This window comes from Pseudonocardia hydrocarbonoxydans (genome assembly GCF_006539565.1).
GTDB lineage: Bacteria > Actinomycetota > Actinomycetes > Mycobacteriales > Pseudonocardiaceae > Pseudonocardia > Pseudonocardia hydrocarbonoxydans.
The window spans coordinates 21,469-33,623 of sequence record NZ_BJNG01000052.1 but is presented as its reverse complement, the minus strand read 5'-3'; the positions used below and the strand labels follow the sequence as shown (position 1 = coordinate 33,623).

Below are 12,155 nucleotides of genomic sequence, written 5' to 3'. Positions count from 1 at the left end.
TGGCAGAGCGCTCGTGAGTGAGCTGCTGCCCACCATCCAGGCGGCGGCCATCCGGCACAGCCTGGTCGACTACCTGACCACGACGTTCGCGCTCACCGACACCGATGCGCGCGATGCGCTGGACCGGTTTCTGGCCGATTCCGAGTCGGGCATGTTCAAGGGGCCGTACGTGCGGCTGCGGCTGCCGTTCCGCCCGGCGGACGACGGTTGGCGCGATGCGCTGGAGTGGTACGAGGGGCCCCCGCCGTACGGCCATCAGGCCGCCGCGTTCGCCCGGCTGTCATCTGTGGGTGACCGTCGCCCGCAGCCGACGCTGGTCACCACCGGTACCGGATCGGGCAAGACGGAGGCCTTTCTTCAACCGATCCTCGACCATGTCCTGCGTGCCCGCCGCGAGGGCGTGACCGGCACCAAGGCACTGATCCTCTATCCGATGAACGCGCTGGCGAACGACCAGGCCCAGCGGCTGACCGGGCTGATCACCAAGCACCCCGCGCTGCGCGCCGTCACCGCCGCGATCTACACCGGCCAGGAGGGGCCAAAGCGGACCATGGTCACCGCCGACGGGCTGATCACCGATCGGGCAATCATCCAGGACACCGCGCCGGACATCCTGCTCACGAACTACAAGATGCTCGACCAGCTCCTGCTGCGCGACCGGGACCAGGAGATCTGGCGGCAGTCCGCCACCAGCCTGCGCTACCTGGTCCTCGACGAGTTCCACACCTACGACGGCGCGCAGGGCACCGACGTCGCGATGCTGCTGCGCCGTCTCGGGATGGCCCTCAAGAGCCACTGGCCCAAGCACGATGCCACCATCACGCAGGACGACTGGACCCGCCCGCTCGGCCGAATGACCCCGGTCGCCACGTCGGCGACACTGGGCGATAAGGGCGATCCCGACGTGATGCTGGAGTTCGCGCACACGGTGTTCGGCGAGCGCTTCGCCGACGACGGCGTGATCACCGAGTCGCGGCTGAGCCTGGACGAGTGGACGGATGCGGCACCGGCCGGCTGGACGCCGATCGACACCTCCGCGCTCGACGTGGCCGCAGGCAACGCGGCCGTGGACTCCCTCGGGCCGGACCCGGTCGGCGAGACACTGGCCCGGACCGTCCTCGGATGCCTCTACGACCGCATCCCCGACCCTGCCGACCCCGAGCAGCTGCTCGCGCTGTGCCGGGCGCACCCGCTGGTCGCGGCGCTGGCGCGAGACAGCGCCGACGCGGTGGGCCTCGGCGACCTGGTCGTCCATGTACTCGGCCCGACCGCCACCGCCGCGCTCGCCGCCACCGGCGCCGATTCGGCCTGGGAGCTGTTCCTGTCGCGGGTCGTCGCTGCGCTGGGCCACGTCCGCGCCCTGACCGGCCGGGCCGCGCTGTCCATCGAGGCCCACCTATGGGTGCGGGAGCTGACCCGCATCGACCGGGCCGCCGACCCGACCGCGCAGTTCCGCTGGGGCGACGACGGCCCGCCCACCGCGGACGACGACGCCGACGACGTCCGCCCGTCGTTCCCGGCCGTCTACTGCCGGCACTGCGGACGCTCCGGCTGGGGAGTCGGTTTGGCCCCCGTCGGCGCCAGCCTGGCGACGAACGACGAGACGATCCGACGCGACCACGCCGGACGGGAGGGGCGGTTCCGCCCGCTGCTGTACGCCGCCGCCGAGGCCGAGGCGGTGTACGCCGGGTCCAAGCCCGGCGATGGCCTCGCCTGGTTCTCGGTGCGCAGCCGCGAGCTGCAGCCCACACCTCCCGGTGACGACGACGCGGACCTGCGCGACGGTTGGCTGCTGCCCGTGTTGACCAGCGCCGGGCCGGATGCCGACGAGGACGCCCGCAAGGACACGTGCCCGGCATGCGGCCAGGAGGACGGCATCCGCTTCCTCGGCAGCGCGATCGCCACGCTGCTGTCGGTGTCGCTGTCCACCCTGTTCGGCTCGCCGCAGCTCGCTCCGCGGGAGAAGAAGGCCCTGGTCTTCACCGACTCGGTGCAGGACGCGGCCCACCGCGCCGGGTTCGTCCAGGCCCGCTCGCACACGCTCACCCTGCGTGCGGTGCTGCGCGAGGCCGTCCAGGACGGGCCGCTGGCGCTCGACCAGCTCGTCGACGAGGTCATCCGGCTCGCCGGGAACGAGCCCTTCGCGCGCTACCGGCTGCTCGCGCCCGACTGCGCCGACCGGGAGTCGTTCACCCCGTTCTGGACCACGGCGACGCTGCGGGGGGTGCCGCAGAGCGTCCGCTCCCGGGTGCGCAAGCGGCTGGCCCTCGACGCCGCCCTGGAGTTCGGGCTCAACGCCCGCACCGGCCGCACCCTGGAGCTGACCGGGTCGGTCGCGGTCGAGGTGGAGGCGGGGCAGCCCGCGAAGATGGCCACCGCCGCCCGCACCGCGCTGGCCGGGTTCGCGCAGCAGACCACGATCGACGGCGAGCCCCTCGACGCGACCCTGGTCGGCTGGGTGCGCGGGGTGCTCGACCGGATGCGCGCCCAGGGCGCGATCGAGCACCCCTGGTTCGACACCTACCGTCGCGAGGACGGGAACCGCTGGTCGATCACGGGTGGCCGTCCCCGCCAGGACGGCATGCCCGCGTTCCCCCGGGGCCGACCCGCGCCCGGGTACCCGCGGGTCGGTGGCGACGGGGAACCGCGCGACGGCCTGGAGCCGGTCACCTCGTCCAAGTCCTGGTATGCGCAATGGACCTCGCGGGCGCTGGACGTCAGCGCGCACGACGGCGGGCGGCTGGCCCGGCTCCTGCTCGAACGCCTGGCCCACGACGGAGTGCTCACCGCCACCACCAGCCAGTCCAACGCCACCGTGTACGCCGTTCCCGCCGCAGGCGTCGTCGTCGCCCCGACCACCGCCGAGGACCTGGTCGGCAAGCGGCACCTGCTCGTCTGCGGCACGTGCCGGGCCGTGGTCACCGGCCCGCCCACCACGGTGGCGCAACTGGCCGACGCGCCCTGCATGCTGATCCGCTGCCGGGGCCGGCTGGCCCCGGCGGAGCTGCCGGACAACTTCTACCGCAGGCTCTACGCCTCCCCGGACATGCGCCGCGTCGTCGCGCGCGAGCACACCAGCCTGCTCGACGACGAGACTCGGCTGGCGTACGAGAACGGCTTCAAGGGCGCCGACACCAGCCCCCAGGCCCCGAACGTCCTGGTCGCGACGCCCACGCTGGAGATGGGCATCGACATCGGTGACCTGTCGGCGGTGTTCCTATCGTCGTTGCCCCGCACCGTCGCCGCCTACCTGCAGCGGATCGGCCGGGCCGGTCGGCTGACGGGGAACGCGCTCAACCTCGCGTACGTCACCGGTCGCGGAGAGCAGTTGCCCAAGCTCGGCGAGCCGCTGTCGGTAATCAACGGTGAGGTCCGCCCGCCGGCCACGTACCTGCAGGCCGAGGAGATCCTGCGCCGCCAGTACACGGCGCACCTGGTGGACGAGTTCGCCCGCGACGCCCAGCGCCCGCACCCGCGCACCGCTCCGGGGGCGCTCGGCTCCAGCGGGCCGGGCACCTTCCTCGGCGACCTGATCACGCACGCCGAGACCCACGCGGACACCCACACCGCCCGCTTCTGCAGCACGTTCGACGCCCTGCCCGACACGATCGTCGAGTCGCTCCACAGCTGGCTGCGAACCCCTGACGGGCCCGGCACCAGCGACTTTGCCCGGCACCTCCACGCGGCGAGCAGCCGCTGGCAGCACACCGTGGAAACCCTGCGGCACCGCGTCGACGCCATCGAGGAGGTGCTGCCGGAGCTCGTCGCCAAGGTCTCCTCGCCGGCCGCCACCGACGACGACAAGCGCGCGCTGCGCTCCGCGGAGACCGCCCGCAGGCTCACCCTCGGCCAGCTCGGGCACCAGCGCGGTGAGTACTGGATCGGGGTGCTGGAAGAACACGGCCTGCTGCCCAACTACACGCTGCTCGACGACAGCGTCACCCTCGACGTCGGGCTGAGCTGGACCGACCCGGACACCAGCACGTTCAAGACCGAGCACGCCCAGTTCCAGCGCGGATCGGCCCAGGCCATCCGGGAGTTCGCACCCGGGGCCCGGTTCTACGCGCGGGGCTGGGAGATCACCATCGACGCCGTCGACCTGGGCGTGGACCAGGTGGCGATCCGGCCGTGGGTGTTCTGCCCGGCCTGTGGCTACGCCGTCGACGTGGCCGTCGACGGGGTCGAGCGGACGGTCCCGTCGTGCCCGCGGTGCGGCAGCACCGGGATCGCCGACACCGGACAACGCGTCGACGTCGTCGCGCTGACCCACGTCACGGCCGAGGTGCGTCGCGACGAGGTAATGATCTCCGATCGACGGGACCAGCGCGACAACCGCGTGTTCCAGGTGGTCACCGCCGCCGACGTCGACCCCGCCCAGATCGCGCGCCGCTGGTTCGTCCAGGACGTGGGACTCGGCTGCACCTATGTGCGGGCGATGGACCTGCGCTGGATCAACATCGGCGGCCCAGGCCACGGCTCGAACCGGACCATCGCCGGCCAGGAGTACTCGGGCGCCCTGTTCCGGGTCTGCTCCGGCTGCGGCAAGCTCGACACCGAGGCCGGGCGCAACCTCCCGCACGAACACCGCCCCTGGTGCCGCTACCGGACCGCCGCCGAGGAACACACCGCCACCGTCGCGTTGTCGCGGACCCTGCGCACACAGGGGCTGCTGCTGCGGCTGCCCAACGCAGTGACGATCGGCGACGACTTCGCCGTACCCAGCCTGGCCGCGGCGGTGCTGCTCGGGTTGCGCGAGCAGCTCGGCGGCCATCCCGACCACATCCGCATCGAGCAGGTCGTCGACCCGACACTCGGCGACGGCTCCGGGAACCACGAAGCGGTGCTCCTGCACGACGCCGTCCCCGGCGGCACCGGCTATCTCGTGGGCCTCGCCGATCCCACGCTGCTGCGCGACCTGCTGGTCACCGCGTGGGAGCGGGTGCGGGACTGCGAGTGTCGCAACGAGGCCCGACAGGCCTGCCACCGCTGTCTCCTTCCGTTCGTGGCCCCCGCTCAGGTGCGGCGGGTGTCTCGGGCGTCGGCCGAGCGCCACCTGCGCACCCTGCTCGGCGTCGGCGCCGACGGCATCGCCACGCCATGGGCGATCACCGAGGAGCCGCCGCCGGAGGATCCGGAGTCCCATCTCGAGCAGCGGTTCCGCAAGCTGTTCGTCGAGCGCCTGAGGATCCTCGGCGCCGCGGTCACCGAGGTACCCGGAGCGCTGGGCAACGCGGTGCGGGCCACCCTGCCTGGGCAGCACCGGCACTGGACGCTGAGCCCGCAGGTGAACCTGGAGAACTCCAAGCCCGACTTCGTGCTCGAGACCAACGACACCTCCGTGCCCGCCGTCGCGATCTTCGTCGACGGCCGCGCCTTCCACGCCTCGGTCGCGCACAACCGGCTGGCCGACGACGCTGCCAAGCGGGAGATTCTGCGCGACACCGGCCGCATCGTCCTCGCCGTCACCGCCGCCGACGTCCAAAGCGCCGAGCAGGGCAACACATCGCCGCCGGCGTGGTTCGCCGAGGCGATCGTGCAACAGCTGATCAGCCAACCTCCGTTCATGGCCACCCCAGCCGCCTACGCGGGCCTTCAGACCGGTCCGATCGACTGGCTCATCGACTGGATCAACGCGCCCTCCCCGACGAACATCCGCACGGTTGCGCGCGCTGTGCCGATGCTGCTGCTGCCCCACGCCACCGCAGCGACTCTGCCCGACGACGTGCGGTTGGAGGATGCAGCCCGCTCGGTTCTGCTCGGTGAGGCGTTGCCCGGAGGCGGCTCCCGGCCGGTCCGCGTATGGCGGTCGGGTGCGTGCGCCCTGGCGGTAGAGCCTGCAGGGTCGGTGATCACCGCAGCGCTCGTGCTCGACGACCGAGACGGTTCGCTCGACAGCGCGCACGTCGGGTGCTGGCATGAGTGGCTGCGGTTGTCGAACGCGCTGGCCCTGCGGGACTGGCCGACAGTGATCACCACGACGAACCGCGTCTCCGCGGCGGTGACGACGCCCCCGGCTCCGACGCCGGTGGAGGTGACCACCGACATGCCGATCGAATGGGCAGAGGCGTACGGGGCGGCATTGCCCGGCACGGAACGCCACCTCATCGTGGCGCTCGCCCGCTACGGCGGCCTCGCACCTCCAGAGGTGGGCTTCGAGGGGCCGCAGGGGATTCCGCTCGACCTCTCATGGCCCGACCTGCGCATCGCCGTCGCACTGTCGGACATGTCGGAGCAGGACCGCATCGATCTCGAAGCGGCGGGCTGGCGTGTCGTCCTGCCCGGGCCGGACGCTATCGCCACCGCACTTGCCGACGCCGTCTCACATGGGGAGTCGTAGATGCCGACGATCATCATGACCAAGTGGCCGGTCAAGCTGGACGGGTCGGTGCGGTCGCAGGCCATGGCGTTCCTGCAGAAGCTCTCCGCCGACGACACGACCCCCGGGCTGCACGTCGAGCCGATCAACAACTCCGCGGATCCACGCGTGCGGACCGGACGCGTATCCCAGTTCTGGCGAGCCGTGATGTTCCGGATCGACGGGAACGGCGAGCACCATTACGTCATACACGGGGTCTGGCCCCACGACGATGCGATCGACGTGGCCCGCAAGGTGCGGCTCACCATGAACCCGATCAACGGGCTCCCCCAGATCGACGAGATCGCGGCGCCACCGCCGCCGCCGACGATCACGGTTCCGCCGAAGGCCGAGCCGCTGTTCGTCCGGCTGGGACGCGCCCGGGCCGATCTGGTCGACCGGCTCGGTGTTCCCGAGAGCGTCGCCGACGAGGCCCTGGCCGCTCCCGACGAGGACGCGATCCTCACCCTCGCTGCCCGGCACGAGGGCTGGCTGGGCCTGATCCTGGTCGACCTCGCCACCACAGATTCCGTCGACGCGATCATCGAGCGCCTGGAGCTCAGCCGACCTCCGGAACCATCCGGCGATCAAGACGCCGATCTGCTCCGTTCCCTTCGACAGCCCGCTGCCGCCGCACAGTTCTCCTTCATCGACGACCAGGAGGAATTGCGGCAGGTCATCGAGCAGGGTGACTTCGGAGCCTGGCGCGTGTTCCTGCACCCGGAGCAGCGCCGATACGTCAAGAAGTCCTACAGCGGACCGTTCCGCCTGTCCGGCGGCGCCGGAACCGGCAAGACGGTGGTGCTCGTCCACCGTGCCCGAGCATTGGCCCTGCGCAACCCGAGCGCGCGCATCGTGCTCACCACGTTCACCACCAACCTCGCACACTCGCTCCGCGACAGCCTCGCCCAGCTCGACCCGCGCGTCGTGCAAACCACCGAGCCGGGCGTTCCCGGCGTGTACATCGCCGGCGTGGACGCACTGACTTCGGCGGTGATCCGGTCGGCCGGTTCCGACATCGCAGCCGGAGTGGGCGCCGTTCTCGGTGACGAACGGGCCAACCCGAACGGCCGGACGCCCTCGGCTCGCTGGCGGTCGGTCCTCGATTCCTCCAGTACCGGCCTGCCGCCGGAGATCGCCAACGAGACCTTCTTGATCGCGGAGTATTCGCTGGTCGTCCTGCCGAACCGCGTGAAGAACGAGGCCGAGTACCTGCGCGTACGGCGACCAGGCCGCGGGGTGGCTCTCGACCGGGCCAAGCGGGCGGCCGTATGGACGCTGATCGCGGCATACCGGTCGCAGAACCGCATCGACGGCACGCTCGACTTCGCCGAGGCCGCTGCGGCAGCCGCGGCCTACCTGGAGGGCGTTGACGGAACCGCCCACCACATGGCCGATCACGTCCTCGTGGACGAGGGCCAGGACCTCTCCCCTGCTCACTGGCAGCTGCTACGCGCCATCGCCCCAAACGGACCCGACGACCTGTTCATCGCCGAGGACTCCCATCAACGCATCTACGGCCCGCGGACCGTGCTCGGCCGCTACGGAATCAAGATCGTCGGGCGCTCGCAGCGTCTCACCCTGAACTACCGCACGACGGCCCAGAACCTGAACTACGCCATGACGATCCTCGACGGTGCCGACTTCGTCGACCTGGAGGAGCAGCCGGAGTCCACCGGGTACCGGTCAGCCCGCTCCGGGCCCCCGCCGCACCTCGTCACGACGACCTCGCTGACCGACGAGCTCGACTCCATCGCCCAGCACGTGCGGAGCTGGACGGACTCCGGCACCCAGGCCGGGACCATCGCCGTCCTCGTCCACGACAAGTTCCAGTGCGAGCGGGTCGTCAACGGCCTCACCGAGCGGGGGGTGTCAGCGCGCGCGGTCGATCGCGACAAGCCTCCGGCGGACCGCGTGCTCGTCATGACGATGCACAGAGCGAAGGGCATGGAGTTCTCCAAGGTGGTACTGGCCGATGTCGGTACCCGGTCGTCCGGCGAGAAGGCCCGCCTGGCGTCGTTGGACGAGTCCGAGCGCGGCGACACCGAGTTGCGCGGTCGGTCGCTGGTCTACGTCGCAGCAACGAGGGCACGCGACGAACTAGCCGTCATGCAACGGAGCTGACCCTCGACATGATCGCCAGGTACCCGCCGCCCGGACCGTGCGGATGAGACTGGTCGACGCGCTCCAGCGCGCCCTCCGAGACGGGCCGATGACCCAGCACGCGCTGATGACCGCGCTCGACCAGCTCGGCCAGGGCCGAGCGGACATCGGCGCGATCTGGCAGGCGTGCCAGGAGCACGGACTGGCCGATCTGGTCGGTGACCAGTGGGTGCCTCGCGGCTGGGCGGCACCGAATCCCGGACCGGCGGGCAAGCCCCCAAGGGGCGAGTTCCGGGTCCACCGTCCAGATCCCGACGGGTTGAGTCCCGCGGCCAGGCGGAAGCTCGATGCGCTGCGCGCCGAGCTCGGCCTGACCCAGCCGGCGGAGCCGCCGCCAGCTCCCGTCCCCGCGGGGTGGGCCGGCTCCGTCCGCGAGGCGGTCGGCGCTCTCTCCGACGAGCTCTCGGCCGTCACACGGAAGCGAACCCAGACCGACGTTCCGCTCCGCGGGGGGCATGTCGTCGCGATCGGCGCTACCCGCGCTCTGATGAGGTTCGAGGCCGACGGCGAGGTCAGCGCCCGCGAGGGGACCGCCGCAACGCTGGTCGTCGCTCCAGGCCAGGTCGTCTCCGTCGAGGTCATATCCGTGTTCGGCGCAGCGATCACGTTGGCCGTCCCCACGGAGGCCCCCACACCGGCGACCGCGACGCTGCGCTGTGACCTGTCCTGGCTCCTGTCGACCCAGAGCAAGCGACTCAACGAGCTGGTCGATGGTGCGTCGGGTTTCGATCCGGCCGCCGCCCTGGCCGTCGTCAGCCCGATCGGTCAGCAGGAGCGGTCCGTCGGTCGCGGGCAGCAGTGGGGCATGCTCAACGACGCCCAGAGCTTGGCCGTGAACAGCGGTCTGTGCGATGGCATCACCTGGCTGTGGGGACCTCCGGGCACCGGCAAGACCACGACGTTGTCGGTCCTGGTGGACGAGCTGCGTCGCCGCGGCCTACGCACACTGCTCACGGCACCGACCAACACCGCCGTGGACATCGCGCTCCAGGCGGCGCTCGGACGGATGGGGAACACCACTCCCGGCAGCGTGGTGCGGGTCGGACAACCGACGGACACCCGGCTCGTGAAACGGCCGGGCGGACCGGTGCTTGTCGAAGAGATCGCAGAGCAACGCGGCGAACCGGTGGCGGCGGACCTGATGCGCGCCACCGAGCGGATCCGCCAGCTCCGCGTCCAGCTGCGTGAGCGGGAGAAGTCCGGGCGGAACGCCGGCGGGGACTTCGACCGTCTCCAGGTCGAACTCGCCGATCAGCAGGTGCTGGCGCGCGCCCTGGAGAGGCTGCTCGCCGCGGTCCGACGGCAGGTCTGCCAGGACGCGCACCTCGTCGCCGCCACCACGCACCAACTGCTCATGCCGACGTTGTCCGGGATGGCGTTCGACGTGGTGGTGATCGACGAGGCCAGCATGCTGTCCTCCTCGCTGACCATGATCGCGGCCGGGGCGGGTCGTGGGCACACCGTCGTCGCCGGCGACTTCCGCCAGCTGCCCCCGGTCGTCATCGCGGACACTCCGCGCGCGAACACGTGGCTGCGGCGCAGCGCGTTCGAGTCCTCCGGCGTGGCCGCCGCGGTCACGCGTCGGCAGTCCCCGCCGAACCTGGTCGCGCTGACCGAGCAGCACCGCATGCCCCAGATCCTGGCCGAGGCGATCAGCGACGGGTTCTATCCGGAGAGCAGGCTCCGCACCGCGGACAGCGTCCGCCGTCGCCACCCGGGTACGGACCTGCGGGCGATGGCCCCGATCGTCTGCGTGGACACCAGCGCCCTGCGATCGCGGGTGGCGAGACGCAGCGGGCAGAACTCGCGCTACAACCTCATCCACGTATTGCTCAGTGCGGCGATGGTCGCCGACCGCGGCCTGACCGGGCCGGAGCCCGCCCTGATCACACCGTTCAACCCCCAGGCCAAGCTGCTCGAAGCCCTGGTCGGCGAGGACGACGGCCGGGGCATCGCATCGACGGTCCACCGCTTCCAGGGAGGGGAGCGCGACGTGGTGATCTTCGACGCCGTCGACGCCGTCCGCGGCGGCATGACGTTGCACCCCTGGTTCGGTGAACCCGACGCCTCGAACGGCTCCCGGCTCGTGAACGTCGCCATGAGCCGCGCCCGCAAACGACTGATCATCGTGGCGGACGTCGACCGAATCCATCGCAAACGCCCACACAGAGACGCCGTCGGCGACTTCTTCAAGTCCGCTCTGGCGGAGTGCGACTACGCCAACCCCCTCGACGTCATCGCCGGACACGATCTCGGCCAACCAGACCTGGAACGGATGCGCGCTGACATCGACCGCGCCGAGTCGACCATCGAGATCTGGAGCGAGCTCGTCGACGACGACGTAGCTGCCCGCCTCGTCGCACATCTGGCCGCCGCAGCCGACCGCGGCTGCACGACCACCGTCTGGCACCACCCCACCAGCGGCGGCGACATCCCGCCCGGGCTCGCCGGACTCCGCCACAGCGACGTACTTCTGCGACCGTGCACGCCCGTGCGGGAGTCGCTGGCCGTCCTCGACGACGTCGTGTGGGCATCGACCGACGCGCTCCTCGGCTACTTCCCGGGCACCGTCCTGCGTCTCGACCATCCCGAACTCGCCGCCGCGGTACTGCGCGCCACCCGCCGCCGGAACACTCCCGGCATCGCCGGGTCAGGTCGCATGGCGGACCGCTGTGGGTGCGGACGCCTGCAGATCCGCGACGAGACGACCCTGCCCGCACGCCCATCCTGCCGAGCGTGTGACGCACGATCGGGACGGCAGACAGTTCGACGACGATGATGATCTTCGGCGTTCGCTGCTGCCGAACTCGGCCTGGAGCTGGCCGGCCTCGCGCCCTGAGCGGGCACCGATGAGGCCGACGCCCTGCTCGGCCGACGCGGGATGTCGGTGGTCGGGCGCACACTGACGGCCGTGGCGAAGCTGAGCACAGTTCCGGCGTGGGTACGTCGCCCGCTGCCTGCGGTGGCCGGTGTTGAGGACTTCCTGCTGCGGTTATACCGGCGGACCGAGTCCGCCGAGGCCCTGGCCGGCTTCATAGCCCTGAGCTGGCTCGGCGGCGAAGCGGCGGACGGTCCGCTGTTGTGGGCGGCACCGCCGGAGGAGCGGTTCGCCAGAGCGTTCCTCGCCGTGGCTGACGCACTCGCCGAAGGCGAGTCGTATCCGCCGCCGGAATGGTGGCGGGCTGAGGCCGGGTGCCTGGCGCCGATGACCGAGGCGCAGTGGAACGAGCGGGCGGGGTCGTGGCCGGAGCGCTTCTACGCCCATGGGGTGGTGTGCGCGCTGGGCTGGGTGCTCGGGGTGTTCGACGACCCGGCGATCATGGCGCCGCTGCACTGCGGCGACGGCAGATCGGTGGGCTACGGCCCGCGCGAGGAGTGGCGGGTCCGGTTGCGTGCGTGCGCGGTCCCGCTGCATCTGCGCAACGAAGAGATCGCCGAGTGGCTGCGGTCGGGCGCGGGATCCCAGTCCGGTCCCGCGGCGGTGGGCGCGGCGCGGGCTACGCCGTCGCGGTCCACCGGTTGATGGTCGAGGCGCACACTGAAAGAATCATGTGTTCGCGACGATCCATTGCCAGGCTCGCTGCTTCATCTTCAGTCCCGCGCCGACGGTGAGGCGCTCATCGCGGTCCTTCGTATA

At 71.3% G+C, this 12,155-nt stretch carries 4 protein-coding genes; all 4 read left to right on the top strand.

The genetic code is table 11. From position 1 onward, the window contains the following. Nucleotides 1-13: 13 nt before the first annotated feature. The 4 genes from PHY01_RS24565 to PHY01_RS24550 all read left to right on the top strand — a co-directional run bounded on the left by PHY01_RS24565 (nt 14) and on the right by PHY01_RS24550 (nt 12,041). The gene (locus PHY01_RS24565; protein WP_141282396.1) at nt 14-6,337 is read left to right on the top strand and encodes a DEAD/DEAH box helicase; all 6,324 of its coding nucleotides are present in this window, start codon (nt 14-16) and stop codon (nt 6,335-6,337) included. Beyond that, entirely contained in the window at nt 6,338-8,479 is a 2,142-nt protein-coding gene (locus PHY01_RS24560) for a UvrD-helicase domain-containing protein (RefSeq protein ID WP_141282395.1), read from the top strand. It abuts the gene before it with no gap. Nucleotides 8,480-8,522: 43 nt separating this feature from the next. Then, nucleotides 8,523-11,297, top strand: a complete 2,775-nt coding sequence (locus PHY01_RS24555) for an AAA domain-containing protein (RefSeq protein ID WP_141282393.1) — start codon at nt 8,523-8,525, stop codon at nt 11,295-11,297. 132 nt (nt 11,298-11,429) lie between these two features. Next, a complete protein-coding gene (locus PHY01_RS24550) occupies nt 11,430-12,041 on the top strand; it encodes a hypothetical protein (protein ID WP_141282391.1) in 612 nt (203 codons plus the stop codon). Nucleotides 12,042-12,155: the final 114 nt, after the last annotated feature.